General features: G+C 60.5%; 20 protein-coding genes. 11 read left to right on the top strand and 9 right to left on the bottom strand.

Annotation, left to right across the window (positions count from 1 at the left end; translation table 11 throughout):
* Positions 1-78 precede the first annotated feature (78 nt).
* Both NAV33_RS06825 and NAV33_RS06820 read left to right on the top strand, forming a co-directional pair.
* Positions 79-1,008, top strand: a complete 930-nt coding sequence (locus NAV33_RS06825) for a DUF808 domain-containing protein (RefSeq protein ID WP_255978254.1) — start codon at positions 79-81, stop codon at positions 1,006-1,008.
* 65 nt (positions 1,009-1,073) lie between these two features.
* Entirely contained in the window at positions 1,074-1,514 is a 441-nt protein-coding gene (locus NAV33_RS06820; protein ID WP_255978252.1) for a nucleoside deaminase, read from the top strand.
* Between the two features lie 6 nt (positions 1,515-1,520).
* Here the strand turns inward: NAV33_RS06820 and NAV33_RS06815 are convergent, their stop codons facing one another.
* A complete protein-coding gene (locus NAV33_RS06815) occupies positions 1,521-2,972 on the bottom strand; it encodes a TrkH family potassium uptake protein (protein WP_255978250.1) in 1,452 nt (483 codons plus the stop codon).
* A gap of 187 nt (positions 2,973-3,159) precedes the next feature.
* Here NAV33_RS06815 and NAV33_RS06810 point away from each other — a divergent pair, with 187 nt between their 5' ends.
* Both NAV33_RS06810 and NAV33_RS06805 read left to right on the top strand, forming a co-directional pair.
* On the top strand, positions 3,160-3,531 hold the full coding sequence (locus tag NAV33_RS06810) for a YkgJ family cysteine cluster protein (RefSeq protein ID WP_255978247.1): 372 nt from the start codon (positions 3,160-3,162) through the stop codon (positions 3,529-3,531).
* A 90-nt stretch (positions 3,532-3,621) separates the two neighbouring features.
* On the top strand, positions 3,622-4,188 hold the full coding sequence (locus tag NAV33_RS06805) for an NAD(P)H nitroreductase (RefSeq protein ID WP_255978245.1): 567 nt from the start codon (positions 3,622-3,624) through the stop codon (positions 4,186-4,188).
* A gap of 3 nt (positions 4,189-4,191) precedes the next feature.
* Here NAV33_RS06805 and NAV33_RS06800 read toward each other — a convergent pair whose 3' ends face one another.
* From NAV33_RS06800 to ispZ, 6 genes are all read right to left on the bottom strand, one after another.
* The gene (locus tag NAV33_RS06800) at positions 4,192-5,541 is read right to left on the bottom strand and encodes a sensor histidine kinase (RefSeq protein ID WP_255978243.1); all 1,350 of its coding nucleotides are present in this window, start codon (positions 5,539-5,541) and stop codon (positions 4,192-4,194) included.
* A gap of 82 nt (positions 5,542-5,623) precedes the next feature.
* On the bottom strand, positions 5,624-6,028 hold the full coding sequence (locus NAV33_RS06795; protein ID WP_255979282.1) for a Spy/CpxP family protein refolding chaperone: 405 nt from the start codon (positions 6,026-6,028) through the stop codon (positions 5,624-5,626).
* Between the two features lie 144 nt (positions 6,029-6,172).
* Positions 6,173-6,850, bottom strand: coding sequence for a response regulator transcription factor (locus tag NAV33_RS06790; RefSeq protein WP_255978241.1), 678 nt, complete (start codon positions 6,848-6,850; stop codon positions 6,173-6,175).
* Between the two features lie 17 nt (positions 6,851-6,867).
* Positions 6,868-7,251 carry a hypothetical protein gene (locus NAV33_RS06785; protein WP_255978239.1) on the bottom strand — a complete coding sequence of 128 codons (384 nt, stop codon included), beginning with the start codon at positions 7,249-7,251 and terminating at the stop codon, positions 6,868-6,870.
* Between the two features lie 75 nt (positions 7,252-7,326).
* On the bottom strand, positions 7,327-7,626 hold the full coding sequence (locus NAV33_RS06780) for a YciI family protein (protein WP_255978237.1): 300 nt from the start codon (positions 7,624-7,626) through the stop codon (positions 7,327-7,329).
* Between the two features lie 8 nt (positions 7,627-7,634).
* Positions 7,635-8,216 carry a septation protein IspZ gene (gene ispZ / locus NAV33_RS06775; protein WP_255978235.1) on the bottom strand — a complete coding sequence of 194 codons (582 nt, stop codon included), beginning with the start codon at positions 8,214-8,216 and terminating at the stop codon, positions 7,635-7,637.
* 176 nt (positions 8,217-8,392) lie between these two features.
* Between ispZ and NAV33_RS06770 the strand changes: the two genes are divergently transcribed.
* The 5 genes from NAV33_RS06770 to scpB all read left to right on the top strand — a co-directional run bounded on the left by NAV33_RS06770 (position 8,393) and on the right by scpB (position 12,871).
* Positions 8,393-9,259 carry a PHP domain-containing protein gene (locus NAV33_RS06770; RefSeq protein ID WP_255979280.1) on the top strand — a complete coding sequence of 289 codons (867 nt, stop codon included), beginning with the start codon at positions 8,393-8,395 and terminating at the stop codon, positions 9,257-9,259.
* A gap of 13 nt (positions 9,260-9,272) precedes the next feature.
* The gene (locus NAV33_RS06765) at positions 9,273-9,896 is read left to right on the top strand and encodes an L-threonylcarbamoyladenylate synthase (RefSeq protein ID WP_255978233.1); all 624 of its coding nucleotides are present in this window, start codon (positions 9,273-9,275) and stop codon (positions 9,894-9,896) included.
* A gap of 43 nt (positions 9,897-9,939) precedes the next feature.
* The gene (locus tag NAV33_RS06760) at positions 9,940-11,145 is read left to right on the top strand and encodes a tryptophan--tRNA ligase (protein WP_255979278.1); all 1,206 of its coding nucleotides are present in this window, start codon (positions 9,940-9,942) and stop codon (positions 11,143-11,145) included.
* An 86-nt stretch (positions 11,146-11,231) separates the two neighbouring features.
* Positions 11,232-12,095, top strand: coding sequence for a segregation and condensation protein A (locus NAV33_RS06755; RefSeq protein ID WP_272887265.1), 864 nt, complete (start codon positions 11,232-11,234; stop codon positions 12,093-12,095).
* 8 nt (positions 12,096-12,103) lie between these two features.
* The gene (gene scpB, locus NAV33_RS06750; protein WP_255978231.1) at positions 12,104-12,871 is read left to right on the top strand and encodes an SMC-Scp complex subunit ScpB; all 768 of its coding nucleotides are present in this window, start codon (positions 12,104-12,106) and stop codon (positions 12,869-12,871) included.
* Here scpB and NAV33_RS06745 read toward each other — a convergent pair.
* Both NAV33_RS06745 and gap read right to left on the bottom strand, forming a co-directional pair.
* Positions 12,865-13,350 carry a methylglyoxal synthase gene (locus tag NAV33_RS06745; RefSeq protein ID WP_255978229.1) on the bottom strand — a complete coding sequence of 162 codons (486 nt, stop codon included), beginning with the start codon at positions 13,348-13,350 and terminating at the stop codon, positions 12,865-12,867. The genes scpB and NAV33_RS06745 overlap by 7 nt on opposite strands.
* 46 nt (positions 13,351-13,396) lie before the next feature.
* Positions 13,397-14,398 carry a type I glyceraldehyde-3-phosphate dehydrogenase gene (gene gap, locus NAV33_RS06740; RefSeq protein ID WP_255978227.1) on the bottom strand — a complete coding sequence of 334 codons (1,002 nt, stop codon included), beginning with the start codon at positions 14,396-14,398 and terminating at the stop codon, positions 13,397-13,399.
* 125 nt (positions 14,399-14,523) lie between these two features.
* Between gap and edd the strand changes: the two genes are divergently transcribed.
* Together edd and NAV33_RS06730 are read left to right on the top strand one after the other, a co-directional pair.
* Positions 14,524-16,353: a phosphogluconate dehydratase gene (gene edd / locus NAV33_RS06735; RefSeq protein ID WP_255978225.1), complete on the top strand. Its 1,830-nt coding sequence runs from the start codon at positions 14,524-14,526 to the stop codon at positions 16,351-16,353.
* Positions 16,350-17,321: a glucokinase gene (locus NAV33_RS06730; protein WP_255978223.1), complete on the top strand. Its 972-nt coding sequence runs from the start codon at positions 16,350-16,352 to the stop codon at positions 17,319-17,321. The genes edd and NAV33_RS06730 overlap by 4 nt, the downstream gene beginning before the upstream one ends.
* The last annotated feature ends 24 nt before the right edge of the window (positions 17,322-17,345 follow it).

The following is a 17,345-nucleotide window of genomic DNA, read 5'->3' as shown; positions in this document are numbered from 1 at the left end:
CCTTATCTTCTAATCGGATGAGGCGGGTACCCACCTCGCATCCCTTGCGATTGCACCTACTTAAAGGAACGCCCAGCATTGGCCAGTAGCCTTCTTGCCCTGATCGACGATATCGCGTCGGTTTTGGATGATGTTTCACTGATGACCAAGGTCGCCGCGAAGAAAACCGCCGGTGTACTTGGCGACGATTTGGCGCTCAACGCCCAGCAGGTCACGGGAGTCAAGGCCGACCGCGAACTGCCCGTCGTCTGGGCCGTTGCCAAGGGATCGATGCGCAACAAGCTGATCCTGGTGCCGGCGGCGTTGCTGATCAGCGCATTCATTCCTTGGGCGATAACACCGCTGCTGATGCTCGGCGGTGCGTTCCTATGCTTCGAAGGTTTCGAGAAGCTTGCGCATCGGTTTTTGCATCGGGACGACAATCATCATGCGCAGCAGATCGAGGCGCTGGCCAATCCGCAAGTCGATATGGTCGCGTTTGAGCGGGACAAGATCAGCGGCGCGGTGCGCACCGATTTCATCCTCTCGGCCGAAATCATCGCCATCACCCTTGGTACCGTGGCGGCAGCTTCCTTCACCGAGCAGGTCGCGGTGCTCGCCGGGATCGCAATCATCATGACGATTGGTGTGTACGGGCTGGTTGCTGGCATCGTGAAGCTGGACGATGCCGGTCTGGCTCTGAGCAAGAGCGCCAGCGGCGCTGCGCAGGCGCTGGGGCGGGGCATTCTGTCGGTCGCGCCGTGGCTGATGAAGTCGCTATCGGTGATCGGCACTGCAGCAATGTTCATGGTCGGCGGCGGCATTCTTACCCATGGCATAAAAGCGGTACATCATTTCATCGTGGACAGCGCAGAACATACGGTTGCGTTGCCTTATATCGGCTCTGTACTGGCCGGGCTGCTGCCGACGTTGCTGGACGCGGCGTTCGGCATTCTTGTCGGCGGTCTGGTATTTGCGGCCGTTACGCTGGGTGGCCGGCTATTCAAAGGCAGCTCCGACGCCGCCTGATCGACACATAGAGCGGATTGCGCACACGGCGCCAACCATGTTTGAACGTTACGGGAGCGAAACGGATGGACGAATTCATGCAGGCAGCTATCGACGAAGCACGGAAGGGCCTTGCCGAGGGTGGCATCCCTATCGGCTCGGTGATCGTCCATCGCGGTCGGATCATCGGCCGAGGGCACAACCGACGGGTTCAGTCGGGCAGTGCGGTGCTGCACGGGGAAATGGATGCGTTCGAAAATGCCGGACGACAGCCGGCCAGCGTCTATGCCGAGTCGGTGATCTATACCACGTTGTCGCCGTGCTCCATGTGCAGCGGGGCCATCTTGCTCTACGGCATTCCAAAAGTCGTGATCGGTGAAAACCAGACCTTCATGGGCGAGGAGTTGCTGCTGCGCGGCCGTGGGGTCGATGTCGAAGTGCTGCAGGATGCGAGTTGTGTCGAGATGATGCGCAACTTCATCGCCAACAGCCCCGAGCTGTGGAACGAGGACATCGGCGAGAAGTAACGTCGGTCAATGACGCCAGAACGACGGGGTCAGCATGACCAGCACAGTGATGATCTCCAGACGCCCAAGCAGCATTCCGACCGACAGCAACCACTTCGCCGCATCCGGCAGGGTCGAGAAATTGCCCACCGGACCGATGATCGGCCCTAGGCCAGGGCCGACGTTGCAGACCGCCGAAGCCGCTCCAGTGAGCGCAGTGATCGGGTCCAGGCCCAGCAGCGCCAGGCACAGCGCCAGTACACCGATTGTCATGGTGATAAAGAACGAAAACGTCAGGATGGAGCGGACGATTTCTTCGTCGAGGTTGTGTCCGTTGTATTGCTGACGGATCACCGCGCGCGGGTGGACCAGTTGCTTGAGGTTCGAACGCAACAACGCATAGGCGACCTGAAAGCGGAACATTTTCAATCCGCCAGACGTGGAACCCGAGCAACCGCCGAGAAATGTCAGGTAGAAGAACACCATGACTGCGAAGCCGCCCCATTGGGTGTAGTCGCTCACCGCGTATCCGGTGGTTGTGATTACCGACACCACACTGAAAGTCACGATACGCAGCGAGTCGAGCAAGCTGTCGTTGTGGTTGAGCCAGTACCAGCCGCTGAATAGCAAGCTGGTTACGGTCAGCATGAGTAGGAAGCCCCGAACCTGCTGATCGCGGAATAGGGCGCCGCGATTTCCTCGTGCGGTGGCGACATACAGGGTGAACGGCAAACTGCCCAGCACCATGAAAAAGATCGCAACCCAGTGTGATGCCGGGCTGAACTTGCCAAGCGAAGCATCTGAGGTTGAAAAGCCACCTGTTGATACGGTCGACATTGCGTGGTTGATGGCATCGAAGGCAGTCATGCCCGCGAGCCAGAATGCGATGAAGGCGGCCAAAGTGAAGCTGAGATAGATCGCGATCAGATACTTCCCGGCCATGTGCGAGCGCGGCATTACTTTTTCCGACCAGTCTGATGACTCGGTCTGGAACAACCGCATGCCACCGACTCGCAGCAGCGGCAGGATCGCCACGGCCATGCCGATGAAGCCGATACCGCCGAGCCAATGAAGCAGTGAACGCCACATCAACAGACCGGGTGATGCACTGTCCAAACCTGAAAGCACGGTCGCGCCTGTGGTGGTGATGCCGGACATGGTTTCGAAGAACGCATCGGTATAGCTGATGTGCTGGATCAGCATCAGCGGTAGAGCGGCGAAACAGCAGACAGTCAACCAGCTCACGGTAGTCAGCAAATACATGTCGCGGGGGCGCAGATTGGTGTTGGCCGGTCTGCCGGGGGCAGCAAGGGCGAAACCGCATCCGAAGGTGATCAGGCTCGCCCAGATAAAGGCGTGAAGATCGTCGGTGCGATCAAATGCCAACAACGCGATCATCGGAACGACCATGCTGACAGCGAGCGTGATCAGAAAAATGCCGAGAATAAAACCAATGATGCGCAGGGTCGGCAAGGCCATTTGTCGTTGGTGCTCGGCTCGAAATGAGGCCCGCCATTCTACGCGTGTAGCGGCGGCAGTAAACCGGCTATCGGTTCGTCGAAAATCTTTACGTTACGCTCTGGGAGGCTCTTCCCAAGTTCGTTGCGATGAATAGAATAGTCGCTCGGGCGCCGGCCCTTTCCCGGTTTCTGGGTGTTCACCTTTCATGTCGATCGACAATCCTTGTCTCACGTGCGGCGCTTGCTGTGCGTATTTTCGTGTGTCTTTCTTCTGGGGCGAATGCGCCTCTTCCGGCGGAACCGTGCCTGATAGCGTGACGGTGCAAGTCAGCCCGTTCCACGTCGCGATGCTCGGGACAGAGTCCAAGCCGGCGCGTTGCGTCGGGCTGATGGGTGACGTCGGTTGCGGCGTGCGCTGCACCATGTATGAGCAGCGCTCAAGCACCTGCCGTGAATTCGAGGCGTCCTGGGCCGATGGTCAACACAACGCTCATTGCGATACGGCTCGAGCAGCCCATGGCCTGCCGCCACTGACACCGCCTCTGGAGCCGCAACTGTCACCCGATCGAGTTGCCTGACCAAGCTCGCACGCATTACTCACTGCAATCGGCTGCCAAACGAACGCGTCGGACCTCTAGAATGTCCGATTCGTTTTTGGAGGTAGTTGGATGGACGCTCTCGATCTGTTGCTCAATCGTGTTTCCGTTACACGACTTGCTGATCCCGCGCCGACCGCGGCTCAGCTGGATGTGATGTTTCGTGCGGCGCTGCGTGCGCCAGATCATGGGCAGCTTCGCCCGTGGCGCTTTCTGACTGTTCAAGGAGAGGCCCGAGAGCGGTTGGGCGAGTTGTTAGCCGAGTCGTTGCGCCTGCGCCAGCCGGAGGCCGCCGAGGAGGCGCTTCAGAAAGCGCGCAAGATGCCGCTGCGTGCGCCGCTGTTGGTGGTCGTTATCGCCCGCGTATTGCCACATCCGAAGATTCCAGAGTCCGAGCAGGTGCTCGCGGTCGGCTGTGCAGCGCACGGTTTGTTGCTGGCGGCGCACGCGCAGGGCCTGGGGGCAGTCTGGCGTACCGGCGAGTTTTCCTATGATCGGCACGTGGCTCAGGAGTTGGGGCTGGCAACTAACGAACAGCTGCTCGGTTTTATCTACCTTGGAACGCCGGAGGGTAACCTGCGGACGCCTCCGGAGCTGGAGCCTGGACATTTCGTCGGTCAGTGGGACCGGGTGCAGTAGCAGTCAGTCCAGGCGCTGCAGATTTTCCGCGGGTGATTCCATCGGTAGTTTCAGGCTGGCGATGAATCCGCCGTCGGGATGATTGCCCAGCAGTAGCTCACCGCCATGCCGCTCGGCGGCGCGACGTGCAATTGCCAGGCCCAGCCCATGACCGGCCGAGGTCTGTCCCGGAGCGCGGAAGAACGGCTCGCTCAGCTGCGCGAGATGCGTTTCATCCACGCCTGGCCCATGATCGCGAATGCTCAGCGTCAGCCACTCGGCGTCGGTGCTGGCACGTAGCTCGATCGGCGCACCCTCGGGATTGAAGCGAAGGGCATTACGCAGCAGGTTATCCAGCGCGCGCTCGAGCATATCCGGCCAGCCGTGCAGGACGATGTCGGTTTCCACCCGGCTATCGATGCGCTGAGCGGGCGATACGATGCGTGCGTTCTCTTCCAACTGCTGGAATATCGACGAAAGATCGACAGCGCTCGTCGCGCCTGGCTCCGCGTCCAATCTTGCCAATTCCAGAATCTCGCTGATCAGTGCTTCCAATCGATCGCATTCCTTGGCCAGCCGCGGCCAGATGAGTTCACGCTCCGTCGGGGTGGCCCTTTCGGCGAGCGCCAAGGCGATACGTAGACGCGCGAGCGGCGAGCGCAACTCATGGGAAACGTCACGCAAAAGCTGCCGCTGGCTGCCAATCAGGCTTTGTAGCCGGGCGCCCATGCGGTTGAAGTCTTTAGCCAGCACGCCGAGTTCGTCGCGCCTGGTTGCCAGTCGGGCTAGGGAGTTCTGCTGGTAAGCGGTTTGTCCAAGGTCATGTACGGCTCCACGCAGGCGGTCGAGCGGACGGGTGATCGAAAGGGTGAGCAACAGGCTGAATCCGGTCAGCACGACCAGCGCGATGGCGATTGCACTGAGTGGCCAGAACAGACTGCCACGATGCCAGGCCTGCAGTTCCTGATTCGGGATGCGATAAATGAACAGGTACGTGTTGCCGCTCTCGGGGCTGGTGTAGTCGGTGGTCAGTCGGCGCCAGGGCAAGCGTCCATCGCGACGTGCCTGGCGAGCTTCGAAAGCGGCGGCGCGAGCCGGGAAGGTACCGCGAATGATGGGTTGTCCATTTTCCGCCAGCACTTGCACATCAACACCGAAGCGGTTGCGGTGCCGTTCGAGCAGAAACTGTGCGGTGATTGGGCCCTGGCGCTCATAGACCTTGGTCCACACCTCGGCCAGCCCGTTTACGCCGGGATGGCGATTGAGGATCCAGGTGTCCTGGTTCAATGCGTGGCCGAGTAGCATGGCCAGGCCCGCCACCAGTGCGATGGCCAACCAGAATGTCGCGAGAATGCGCCAGAAAAGTGATCGCACTGGTTAAATACTCCACGGCAAAGCCCGGCGCGCACGGCTCTTTTCAGAGCGTGGGCCGGGCAGGCTGTCTTTCAATCGGAGATCAGTTCTTCTGGTCGCGCTCGGCTTTCCACTGTTCGAACTCGGCGCGTTCGGCGCGCTTGGCTTCCATTTTTTCGTGCAGCTCGTCGAACTTCTTCTGCTGTTCTGGTTTGAGCAGTTCGCGCATTTGCTTGTGAGTGTTTTCCTTGCTGGACTTCAGCTCGTCCTGCATGGCTTTGCGCTCGGATTCGGGCAGTTTGTCTAGGTAGCGCTGGGTAATTTCGCGACGGCTTTTCATCTGCTCGCCCATCAGCTTGCGCATTTCGCTCTTCTGTTCCTTGGTCAGATCGAGTTGCTCGAACGGGGCATGCTTGCCGCCATGATGGCGCTGGCCTGCGTCGGGCATCGCCATGGCGATGGCCGGTAGGGTAGAAGCGAAAAGCACGGCGATAAGGGTCTTGCGCATCATGAGATTTCTCCTGTGTATGGATACCGATCACCAATTGCGCGTGTCGATTGCGCGTCTCAGCTGGCTTCGATCGGATGAGCTCAGTCTAGGGCGCGCAAGGTCAACGGCGGTCAGGGCAGGGTAAAGGCTCGGTAAAGCCAGTCATGATGCGTAAAGGTAGCCGCGGCTGCGCAGCGCGACGATGCGCTGGCGGCCGTCCGGGTGCGGGCCGAGTTTGCGCCGCAGGTTGCTGACGTGCATGTCCAGGCTGCGATCGTAGAGCGTCAGCTTTCGACCCAGCGCGAGCTGCGCCAGGGCCTGTTTGTCCAGCGGTTCGCCCGGTTGGCTGAGCAGCGCTTCGAGGATGCGGCCTTCGGAAAGGGTCAGGGTAACGTCATGCTCACCTACGCTGGCGACGCCACGGGCCGGGCTGTAGCACAGGTCGCCCAGTTCAAGCTGAGTCGGTGTGCTCGCCGGCTGACTGCGACGCAACACGGCGCGCAGTCGTGCGGTGAGCTCGCGAGGATCGCATGGTTTGGCCAGGTAATCGTCGGCGCCAAGCTCCAGACCAAGGATGCGATCCAGCGGCTCGCCACGGCCGGAGAGCATCAACACCGGCAAGTCGGGATATTCGCTACGCAGTTGCTTGAGCAATTCAAGGCCGCTACCGTCGGGCAGCATCACATCGAGTACCACCGCGGCGGGCTGATGTTCGGTCAGTGCCGCACGTGCGCTTTGGCCGTCATGGCAGGCGTGGGCGACGAAGCCTTCCTGGGCCAGCCAGCTGACCAGCAACTCGCAGAGTTCCTGGTCGTCATCTATCAGCAGCAGTTCGCTCATGCGTTCGCTCGTTCGCTTCAGTTCAGCCATTGCCGGCGACGACGGCCACGTGTGGTCAGGACGCCAAGCAGAAACCCCAGCACGCCGACGCCCCCGCCAACCGCGAACCATTGTTGCTGGTCATTAAGCAGTTGCGGTTGCGCTTTTGACTGCTCTTGCTGCAGCTGCATGCGAAGATGGCGGTTTTCCTGGATCAGCTGTGCCAGCTGAGCCTGTTCGGCATCGGTCGCTGCGGTATCGAGATTATCGTTCAGCTCTTCGCGCTGCCGTTCGTCCTCGATCAGAGGTTGCTCCAACTCGGCCTGCCGCTCGGTGAGCGGGTCGGCCGCGCCTTCTTCGGCATGGAGCAATGGTGTGAAAAGACTCAGGGCAAGCAGCAGGGACAGCGAACCTTGGCGCATCGGAACTCCTATTTCCTCAACGGGCCGTGGAAATCCTACGACCTGACAGATACCTGACGGCGTCAGCCGATCGACTCAGGGATAGACTTGCTTGAACGGTTTGACCACCACTTCGCCATAGACGCCGGCAGCCTTGTACGGATCAGCCGCGGCCCATTCTTCGGCAGCCTGCAGAGATGCGAATTCGGCGACCACCAGGCTGCCGGTAAAGCCGACGGTGCCGGGATCGTTGCTGTCGACCGCCGGATGCGGGCCGGCCAGAACCAGGCGGCCTTCGCTCTTGAGTTGATCGAGACGGGCCAGGTGAGCCGGGCGCGAAGCCAGGCGGTTCTGCAACGAATCGGGTACATCGGTGGCGATGATGGCGTAGAGCATGTTTACTCCTATGATTCTTCAGATGTGGGTTGCATGTGGCGGACCAGATACACAGCCTGACCCGCCATGAACAGCAGCGTCAGGCCGAGGCTACCAAAGACCTTGAAGTCGACCCAGATGGCAGGGTAGACGAAGGCAACGAACAGATTGGCGAAGCCACAGACAAGAAAGAACAGGATCCAGGCGACATTTAGTTGCGTCCATTGTGCTGGTGGCAGTTGGACAGCGTGGCCCATCATGCGCTGGATAAGGGTTTTTTCGCCAATGAAATGGCTACCGATAAACGCCAGCGCGAACAGCCAGTTCAGTACCGGCGCCTTCCATTTGAGAATGGCTTCGCTGTGCAAGGCGAGGGTCAGGCCGCCGAACAACAGGCAGGCAACCAATGTCAGCCACTGGCTCTTTTCCAGTCGGCGCTGGTAAATGAACAGGCCGGCATAAACGATGATCGAGCTGGCGATAAGCATCGCTGTGGCGCTGAAAATACCGCCGACAGCAACGCTTAGGTCTGCCACTTCGACGGTTCTGGGCTCTAGTTTGTAGACAATGAAGAACAGCAGCAGCGGAATGAAATCGACGATTTGTTTCACGGAGAGAGCCAGCAGCGGTATGTGGCCGGCATAATAACAAACCGCGCTTTTGGCGGAACGCTGTACGCCGGCCATTTCCACGACCGGCGCAAGCTTTGGCGAATTTGATGACGGCACGAGCACCGGCCGTGGCGGTCAGAACAGTGTGCCGCCAAGCCCTGGAGAGTATGTCCCGAATGATTGTTGATCTGCATTGCCACAGCACCGCCTCGGACGGTGTGCTGGCGCCTGCGGCGCTGGTGGAACGAGCCCATGCGCGTGGCGTCGGGCTGCTTGCGCTGACCGATCACGACACCTTGGAAGGTCTCGATGCCGCCCGCGCTGCGGCGGATTCGCTGGGCGTTCGGCTGGTCAACGGTATCGAGCTGTCATGCGTATGGAGTGGTGCGACCATTCACATCCTCGGCTATGCCTTTCGCCGTGATGCGGCCGCATTGCAGAAAGCCATCGCCGAGCTGCACGACGGGCGATGGCGGCGGGCGGAACTGATCGCTCAACGCCTTGAGGCGAAGGGCATGCCGGGGGCGCTCGAAGGCGCGCGCGCGGTGCAGCAGGAACTGGGTGGCAGCGGTAATGCTCCGGCTCGCCCACATTTCGCTGAATTCCTGGTGCGTGCCGGTCATGTTCGCGACCGCGCCGAAGCGTTTCGCAAGTGGCTCGGCTCGGGCAAGCTCGGCGACGTCAAGCAGCACTGGCCGAGCCTCGAGCAAACCGTGGCGACGCTACTCGAGGCAGGTGCGTGGGTCAGCCTGGCGCATCCGTGGCAGTACGACTTCACTCGTAGCAAGCGCCGCCGGCTGGTCATTGAGTTCGCCCAGGCGGGCGGGCATGCGTTGGAGGTCGTCAATGGCATGCAGCCGCTGGAGCAGGTCGGCGGTTTGTCGATTCTCGCGCGTGAATTTGGCCTGATGGCCAGTATCGGCAGTGATTTCCATGCGCCCGGTGACTGGTCGGAATTGGGCCAGTATCGGGCCTTACCGGAAGACCTGCGGCCATTGTGGAGGCATTTCGATGATCAATCAGGCGAGTCTGTTGCCGGCTGAACAGGGGGTTTCCATGAGTCAGTTTTTTCAGATACATCCGGAAAATCCTCAGGCTAGGCTGATCAAGCAGGCCGTGGAGATCATTCGTGACGGCGGTGTGGTGGTCTATCCCACCGACTCGTCCTACGCCATTGGCTGCTCGATGGGCAACAAGGCTGGCATCGAGCGCATCCGCCGCCTGCGCCAGCTCGATGACAAACACAACTTCACTCTGGTTTGCCGCGATCTGTCCCAGCTCGGCTTGTTTGCCAAAGTGGATACAGCGGCCTTCCGCCTGCTCAAGACTCACTTGCCGGGGCCATACACGATCATTCTCAGCGCTACGCGCGAAGTGCCGCGCATGCTGTTGCATCCCAAGCGCCGCACCATCGGGCTGCGGGTACCGGCGCAGCCGATCGCACAGGCCTTGCTTGCCGAACTGGGCGAGCCGCTGATGAGCGTCAGCTTGATTCTGCCCGGCGAAACCGAGCCGATGAGTGATCCCTATGAAATGCGCAATGCGCTGGAACACCAGGTAGACCTGATCATCGATGGCGGTTACGGTGGCGTCGAAGCCTCCACAGTGATCAGTCTGGTGGACGGTGATCCGGAAGTGGTGCGTGTCGGTTGCGGCGATCCCGCGCCTTTCGCTGCCTGATCCGGTCGCTTTCACTTCAACGAAGGAAACCCTTTTGAGCTCCATGGATTCGCAGCGACGTGTGGTCTCCGGGATGCGGCCCAATGGCCGTCTTCACCTCGGCCACTATCACGGCGTACTGAAGAACTGGGTCAAGTTGCAGCATGAATATCAGTGCTTCTTCTGCATCGTCGACTGGCACGCCTTGACCACCGACTACGTTGCGGGCGGTGATATAGCGCGCAACGTGCAGGAAATGACGGTCGACTGGTTGGCTGCGGGCGTCAGCCCGAGCTCGGCGACTCTGTTCATCCAGTCCCAGGTGCCCGAGCACGCCGAGCTGCACCTATTGCTATCGATGATCTGCCCGTTGGCCTGGCTGGAGCGCGTGCCATCCTATAAAGAGCTGCAGCTCGATTCGCAGCAAAAAGATCTCGGCACCTATGGTTTTCTCGGTTATCCGCTGCTGCAAGCCGCCGACATCCTGGCCTATCGCGCCGGCGTCGTGCCGGTGGGAGCCGATCAGCTGCCGCACATCGAGTTCGCGCGTGATGTGGCTCGACGTTTCAATCATCTCTATGGCAGCGAAGAGGATTTCGAGGCGAAGGCCGAAGCGGCGATACGCAAGCTCGGCAAGAAGAGTTCAAAGCTTTATGCAAGCCTGCGCAAAAGCTATCAGGAACAGGGCGATCTCGAGGCGCTGAATACCGCCCGTGCGCTACTCAAGGATCAGCAGACCATCACCATCGGCGACCAAGAGCGTCTGTTCGGCTACTTGGAAGGCGGTGGCAAGCTGCTGCTACCTGAGCCGCAGGCGTTACTCAGCGACTCGCCGAAACTGTCGGGTCTCGATGGCGGCAAGATGTCCAAATCCAGCAGCAACTCGATCTTTTTGCGCGACACGCCTGGCGAAATCGAAGAGAAGATCAAGCGCATGCCCACCGATCCCGCACGCGTGCATCGCCACGATCCAGGCGAGCCCACTCGTTGCCCGGTTTGGCAGATGCACCTCTCCCATTCGGGCGAGGAGGTCTGTCAATGGGCGGAACAGGGCTGCCGAAGTGCCGGCATCGGATGCTTGGAATGCAAGGCGCCATTGATCGAGGCGATCAAGCTCGAACTGGCGCCGCTGCAGGAGCGGGCCCAGGACTACGAGCAGAATCCAGATCTGGTGCGCAGCATCCTTGCCGAAGGCGCCGAGCAGGCCCGCGACGAAGTCCGCGAGACGCTTGTGGTGGTGCGTCAGGCCATGGGCTTGAATTATCGCTAGCAAGCCGTAGAAACCAGCAGCGTTGAGCCCGTGCGAAAGCCGGCATAAGCTGTCGCGCTACCATTATTCGTTCCAGTGGAGAAAGCATGCAGGAACTCCCGACCGAGGCGGTCGTCACTCCGCCCGGCGAGCAGCTGCGGCTGGCGTTGGTCTACGGCGAGGCCTTCAACAGTCTGCCGCAGGATCTCTACATCCCGCCGGACGCGCTGGAGGTATTTCTCGAGGCATTCGAGGGTCCGCTGGATTTGCTGCTTTACCTCATTCGTAAGCAGAACATCGACATCCTCGATATTCCCGTGGCGGAAATTACTCGCCAATACATGGGCTACGTCGAGCTGATGAAGGCCGTGCGCCTAGAGCTTGCCGCCGAATACCTGGTGATGGCGGCAATGCTGGCGGAAATTAAGTCGCGCATGTTGCTGCCGCGTTCGGCCGAGGTCGAGGAGGATGAGCTCGACCCGCGCGCCGAGCTGATTCGGCGACTACAGGAATACGAACGTTTCAAGGCTGCCTCGGAGGATCTCGACCAACTGCCGCGGGTCGGACGCGATCTGCAGGTGCCACGGCTGGACGCGCCGGAAGCGCGGGCGCGCAAGCTGTTACCCGAGGTCAGTCTGGAAGAATTGCTGACTTCCATGGCGGAGGTGCTGCGCCGAGCCGACATGTTCGAAAGTCATCAGGTTACACGCGAGACGTTGTCGACCCGCGAGCGCATGAGCGATGTTCTGGAGCGTCTGAAGGGCGGCGCTTTCGTTCCCTTTGCGACATTGTTCACCCTCGAAGAGGGCCGGCTCGGCGTGGTAGTGACGTTCATGGCAGTGCTGGAGCTGATAAAGGAATCGTTGGTCGAGCTGGTGCAGAACGAGCCCTTCGCGCCGATTCATGTTCGAGCCCGTATCGACGAGCGTGCGGTGGTGTCCTCCGCGCAATCTATGGAAGAACCGAGGTAGTCAAGGCCGTGAATCTTTCCGATCCCAAGGATCTTGCTTCGTTGCTCGAAGCCCTTTTACTGGCCTCGGGCAAGCCGATGTCGCTCGAGCGGATGGCCGAGCTGTTCGATGAAACCGAGCGGCCCACGCCAGCCTTGTTGCGCAAGGCGCTGGAGGCGCTCGGCAAGTCATGCAAGGGCCGCGCGTTCGAGCTGAAGGAAGTCGCCAGTGGCTATCGCCTGCAAGTCTGCGAGCGCTTTTCACCCTGGGTAGGCAGGCTCTGGGAAGAACGGCCGCAGCGCTATTCGCGAGCGCTATTGGAAACCCTGGTTCTGATCGCCTATCGCCAGCCGATCACTCGCGGCGAGATCGAGGATATTCGTGGCGTTGCGGTCAACAGTCAGATCGTAAAGACCCTGCTCGAGCGCGAGTGGGTGCGTGTGGTGGGCCATCGCGACGTACCGGGCCGGCCAGCGATGTTCGCGACCACCAAGCAGTTTCTCGATCACTTCAACCTGAAGAACCTGGACGAGTTGCCGCCGTTGGCAGTGCTGCGTGAGATGGAGCCCGAACCCTTGCCGGTGGACGTAGAAGAAGCGCCGGTGCCCGAGGCGTTGCAGGCCCGCGCGGATCTTGAACTGGAGCCGGAGGTGCCACGTGAGCAGACCAGTTTCCGCAGTCTCTTGGCAGAGTTGGACAGCATGGAAACCGGGCTCAAGACCGACTTCGAAGATTTGCGCGACGAGGCAGAGGCGCAAAGCGAAAGCGTCCCCGACGAAGATCGCCGCGATTATTGATCGCCGGGTTTGTCCGTCTCCCGACCCGCCAGGTACGTGCTGTAGTCAGGGATTCGGAGCGAGTGAGCCTGGTCCAGTAGCGGACTCGAAAGCAGATAGTCAGCACTGCTCTCGTTGGCCGCCAGCGGAATATTCCACACCGCCGCGACTCGTAGCAGGGCTTTGACGTCCGGGTCATGCGGCTGCGGTTCGAAAGGATCCCAGAAGAACACCAACAGGTCTATGCGCTGTTCGGCGATGCGTGCGCCGATCTGCTGATCCCCACCCAGCGGGCCACTGATCATGCATTCCACTGGCAGCGCCAGACGCCGCCCAAGCAGCAGCCCGGTGGTGCCGGTGGCGATCAGTTCATGCTGCGCCAGCTGTGCTTTGTGTCGGTCCGCCCACTCCAGCAAGCGCTCCTTGCAGTGATCGTGCGCGACCAGGGCTATGCGCTTGCGTGCCGGCAGTGTTGCGGTAACGAAATCGATGCGGTTCATCGTCTTCCTTGCGTTTCGCGTGGGTGGGCTGGATCCGAATTGCTGGTTACGGCGCTTCGTGTAGGGCGCGGCAGGTGTCCAGCATGCGATTGGAGAAACCCCACTCGTTGTCATACCAGGCCATCACTTTCAGCAGCCGTCCGCTAACCTTGGTGTGGTTGGTGTCGAATATCGAAGACATCGGGTTGTGGTTGAAGTCGCAGGAAACCAGCGGCAATGAGTTACAGGCCAGTATGGGAGAGCCCTGGCTGGCGTCCAGCATCAGCGCGTTAACCTCGTCAGCGCTGGTTTCACGGCTCAGCTCCAGCGTCAGATCGACCAGCGACACGTTGATTACCGGGACCCGCACCGCCATGCCGGTTAGCTTTCCGGCCAGTTCGGGTAGAACCAGACCCACGGCCTCGGCCGCACCGGTCTTGGTTGGAATCATCGATTGCGTGGCCGAACGCGCGCGGTAAGGATCGCTGTGATAAACGTCGGACAGGTTCTGGTCGTTGGTGTAGGCGTGAATGGTGGTCATCAGGCCATGTTCGATGCCGTATTGGCGCGACAGCACCTGGGCGACCGGTGCCAGGCAGTTGGTCGTGCAGGACGCGTTGGAAATGATCTGATGTGACTGGCGCAATATGTCGTGATTGACGCCATAGACGATGGTGGCGTCGGCGCCGGAGGCTGGAGCGGAGATGATCACCTTGCTGGCGCCGGCTTCCAAGTGAGCGCTGGCCTTATCGCGAGAAGTGAACAGGCCAGTACACTCGAATACCACATCGACCTTGTGCTGGCGCCAGGGCAGGTCGGCCGGGTTGCGAATCGCGGTCACGGCGATCGGATCGCCATTGACTACCAGTTGGTCATCGCCGACTTCGATCTTTGCGTCGAAATGGCCGTGGACGCTGTCGTACTGCAAGAGATGGGCGTTCATTGCTGAGCTGCCGAGATCGTTGATCGCCACGACCTGCAGATGTTCGCGATAGCTCTGGCTGTAAAGGGCACGGAGGACATTGCGTCCGATACGGCCGAAGCCGTTGATGGCGATGCGAATAGTCATAGGGAAGAGATCCTGGGCGGAATTTGTTGTGGGAATTACAAGATTATTCCTGTCAAAATAGAAATCAAGCCCAAATACACGACGTTTTGTTTGTAATACTACAGATTTAGAGCAGGAGTGATGGCATGCACCCGCGGATTCAAGAAGTTACCGAACGTTTGATCGAACGCAGCCGGCCGACGCGGCAGCGCTACCTTGCACAGATGGCCGCCGCGGCGAGCGACGGGCCACAGCGAGGCAAACTGCAATGTGCCAACTTCGCTCACGGTGTGGCGGGTTGCGCTTCTTCCAGCGACAAGCAGAAGCTGCGCCTGATGAACGAGGCCAACGTGGCGATCGTTTCGGCCTACAACGATATGTTGTCGGCGCACCAGCCGTACGAGCATTTCCCGGAAATCATCAAGCAGGCGTTGCGTGATGTCGGTTCTATCGGGCAGTTCGCCGGTGGCGTGCCGGCGATGTGCGACGGCGTAACGCAGGGCGAGGCGGGGATGGAGCTGAGCCTGGCCAGTCGTGAAGTGATCGCCATGGCGACCGCCGTCGCGCTGTCACACAACATGTTCGACGGGGCGCTGTATCTAGGTATCTGCGACAAGATCATTCCGGGCTTGATGATCGGCTCCTTGCGCTTCGGTCATCTGCCGTCGGTATTCGTGCCGGGTGGTCCAATGCCGTCGGGTATCCCAAACAAGCAGAAAGCCGAGGTCCGTCAGCGTTACGCCGAAGGCAAGGCCAGTCGCGAGGAGTTGCTGGAGTCGGAAATGCTTTCTTATCACAGCCCCGGCACGTGCACTTTCTATGGCACGGCGAACACCAACCAGGTCGTGATGGAAATAATGGGGCTGCACCTACCGGGCTCTTCGTTCGTCAATCCTTATACGCCGCTGCGCGATGAACTCACCCGCGAGGCGGCGCGCCAGGTTACCCGTCTGACGCCGCAATCCGGCAATTACCTGCCGCTGTGCAAGATCGTCGATGAGAAGGCGATCATCAATTCGGTGGTGGCGCTGAACGCTACAGGCGGGTCGACCAATCACACCCTGCACATCCCGGCGTTCGCCCAGGCAGCGGGTATTCAGCTGACTTGGCAGGACATGGCCGATATTTCCGCGGTGACGCCGACGTTGGCGAAGGTCTATCCCAACGGGCAGGCTGACGTGAACCATTTCCATGCCTGTGGTGGCGTGCCATTCATGGTACGGACGCTGCTCGACGCGGGCCTGTTGCATGAGGATGTTTACACCGTCATGGGGCAGGGGTTGAAGCGCTACACCCAGGAACCGTTCCTTGAGGGTGATGCGCTGGTTTGGAAAGAAGGTCCGGCCAACAGCCTCGACGAAGCGATCCTGCGACCGGTTGAGCGTGCCTTTTCTCCTGAGGGCGGGCTGCGCGTGCTGGAAGGTAACCTCGGTCGTGGTGTAACCAAGATTTCCGCGGTCGCACCGGAGCACCGCGTGGTCGAGGCGCCGGCGCGGGTCTTCAGCGACCAGGCCGAGCTGGCTCAGGCGTTCAAGAAGGGCGAGCTGGAAAAAGATTTCGTTGCCGTGGTGCGTTTTCAGGGACCCAAGGCCAACGGCATGCCCGAACTGCACAAACTGACGCCATTTCTCGGTGTGTTGCAGGATCGCGGCTACAAGGTGGCGTTGGTCACCGACGGGCGCATGTCCGGCGCATCCGGCAAGGTGCCGGCCGCGATTCACGTTAGTCCCGAGGCGCTTGACGGCGGCCCGCTGTGTCGAGTGCGTGACGGCGACATCATTCGTGTCGACGGCGAAACCGGGGAGTTGCGCGTTCTGGTCGATCAGGCCGAGTTCGACCGTCGCGAGCGGGTGATGGCGCCGAGTGATCTTGGCATCGGCTGCGGTCGCGAGCTGTTCGGCTTTATGCGCGCGGCGTTCAGCCCGGCGGAGCAGGGTGCGAGCGTATTTACCGAGGGTCTGAGGGCACTCAAGTGACGGCATTAGTTGGTGATATCGGTGGGACCAATGCACGTTTCGCGCTGTGGCGCGGTCAGCAAATCGAGTCGGTGCGGGTGTTGCCGACGATCGATTATCCGCGTCCGGAAGATGCCATTCGTGCATATCTGCAAAGCGTAGGACAGGGCGTCGACGACTTGCATGCAGTTTGCCTCGCCTGTGCCGGACCGGTTTCCGGCGATGAATTCATATTCACTAACAATCACTGGCGCCTGAGCCGCAAAGCGTTCTGCGAGAACCTTGGGCTGAGCGATCTTTTGCTGATCAATGATTTCTCCGCCATGGCGCTGGGCATGACGCGTCTGCGCGACGGTGAATTAATCGAGATCTGCGAAGGGCAATCCGACGCCGGCCGGGCGCGCTTGGTCATCGGCCCTGGCACCGGACTGGGAGTCGCTACGCTGCTGCCTTCTCAAGACGGCGGCTGGCGGGCCCTGCCGGGCGAGGGCGGCCATATATGCCTGCCGATCGGGACGGCACGCGAGGCGGCATTGTGGGCTCGGTTGCATGAAAAGTTAGGGCATGTAAATGCCGAAGCGATCCTTAGCGGCGGTGGGCTGTTGGAACTCTATCGAACCAGCTGCGCATTGGATGGCGAGCCGTTGAAACTGACCACGCCGGCCGAAGTGACCGCGGCGGCACTGGCGGGTGATGCCTATGCAGCGGCCGTATTGGAACAATTCTGCGTTTGGCTCGGTCGGACTGCTGGCGACAACGTACTGACCACAGGCGCGCAAGGAGGGGTCTACATTGCCGGCGGGATCGTGCCGCGCTTTGTCGAATTCTTCATGCGCAGCGGGTTTCGCCAGAGTTTTCGCGACAAGGGCGGGATGAGCCGGTATTTTGACAAGGTTCCGGTCTGGGTGGTGACAGCCGAGTACCCTGGGCTGGAAGGCGCGGGCGTTGCGCTGCAGCAATTGCTGGAGGGAACCTCCAGCGGGTACTGACCCGCTTCGAGACATCAGAACAAG

Origin of the sequence: Stutzerimonas stutzeri, from assembly GCF_024448715.1 — a bacterium.
Taxonomy (GTDB): Bacteria; Pseudomonadota; Gammaproteobacteria; order Pseudomonadales; family Pseudomonadaceae; genus Stutzerimonas; species Stutzerimonas stutzeri_AR.
The sequence above is the reverse complement of the archived record's forward strand: the minus strand, read 5'-3'. Positions and strand labels throughout refer to the sequence as shown.

Bases quoted from the DNA above. Each gene is read 5' to 3' on its own strand.
- NAV33_RS06820 (WP_255978252.1), top strand. From the start codon at position 1,074: ATGGACGAATTCATGCAGGCAGCTATCGACGAAGCACGGAAGGGCCTT.
- NAV33_RS06815 (WP_255978250.1), bottom strand. From the start codon at position 2,972: ATGGCCTTGCCGACCCTGCGCATCATTGGTTTTATTCTCGGCATTTTT.
- NAV33_RS06810 (WP_255978247.1), top strand. From the start codon at position 3,160: ATGTCGATCGACAATCCTTGTCTCACGTGCGGCGCTTGCTGTGCGTAT.
- NAV33_RS06805 (WP_255978245.1), top strand. From the start codon at position 3,622: ATGGACGCTCTCGATCTGTTGCTCAATCGTGTTTCCGTTACACGACTT.
- NAV33_RS06795 (WP_255979282.1), bottom strand. From the start codon at position 6,028: ATGCGCAAGACCCTTATCGCCGTGCTTTTCGCTTCTACCCTACCGGCC.
- NAV33_RS06790 (WP_255978241.1), bottom strand. From the start codon at position 6,850: ATGAGCGAACTGCTGCTGATAGATGACGACCAGGAACTCTGCGAGTTG.
- NAV33_RS06785 (WP_255978239.1), bottom strand. From the start codon at position 7,251: ATGCGCCAAGGTTCGCTGTCCCTGCTGCTTGCCCTGAGTCTTTTCACA.
- NAV33_RS06780 (WP_255978237.1), bottom strand. From the start codon at position 7,626: ATGCTCTACGCCATCATCGCCACCGATGTACCCGATTCGTTGCAGAAC.
- NAV33_RS06770 (WP_255979280.1), top strand. From the start codon at position 8,393: ATGATTGTTGATCTGCATTGCCACAGCACCGCCTCGGACGGTGTGCTG.
- NAV33_RS06765 (WP_255978233.1), top strand. From the start codon at position 9,273: ATGAGTCAGTTTTTTCAGATACATCCGGAAAATCCTCAGGCTAGGCTG.
- NAV33_RS06760 (WP_255979278.1), top strand. From the start codon at position 9,940: ATGGATTCGCAGCGACGTGTGGTCTCCGGGATGCGGCCCAATGGCCGT.
- NAV33_RS06755 (WP_272887265.1), top strand. From the start codon at position 11,232: ATGCAGGAACTCCCGACCGAGGCGGTCGTCACTCCGCCCGGCGAGCAG.
- NAV33_RS06745 (WP_255978229.1), bottom strand. From the start codon at position 13,350: ATGAACCGCATCGATTTCGTTACCGCAACACTGCCGGCACGCAAGCGC.
- gap (WP_255978227.1), bottom strand. From the start codon at position 14,398: ATGACTATTCGCATCGCCATCAACGGCTTCGGCCGTATCGGACGCAAT.
- edd (WP_255978225.1), top strand. From the start codon at position 14,524: ATGCACCCGCGGATTCAAGAAGTTACCGAACGTTTGATCGAACGCAGC.